This is a genomic window from Vibrio sp. 10N.222.52.C12 (assembly GCF_041474215.1).
GTDB classification, from domain to species: Bacteria; Pseudomonadota; Gammaproteobacteria; order Enterobacterales; family Vibrionaceae; genus Vibrio; species Vibrio crassostreae_C.
In genome coordinates, this window is sequence record NZ_JBFRTR010000202.1 from 1 (window position 1) to 287 (window position 287).

At 47.4% G+C, this 287-nt stretch carries 2 tRNA genes; both read left to right on the plus strand.

The features are described from left to right. The first annotated feature begins 32 nt into the window (after positions 1 to 32). Positions 33 to 108: transfer RNA gene (locus tag AB4623_RS23685), tRNA-Ala, on the plus strand. A 28-nt stretch (positions 109 to 136) separates the two neighbouring features. Further along, a tRNA-Val gene (locus AB4623_RS23690) sits at positions 137 to 212 on the plus strand. The last annotated feature ends 75 nt before the right edge of the window (positions 213 to 287 follow it).

The window sequence follows — 287 nt, forward strand, 5'->3', positions numbered from 1 at the left end:
CCCACCATTTCCTCCCAAGGAAATAAAAATATGGGGCTATAGCTCAGCTGGGAGAGCGCCTGCCTTGCACGCAGGAGGTCTGCGGTTCGATCCCGCATAGCTCCACCATTCCTTCCATTAGGAATTAAAACTTTATGGGCGATTAGCTCAGTTGGGAGAGCACCTGCCTTACAAGCAGGGGGTCACTGGTTCGAGCCCGGTATCGCCCACCATCTTTAAGCATTCTCGTAAGAGAGTATTTAAAAATGGGTTTAAAAGTTTAACACTTAAAACTCTTGCTCTTTAAC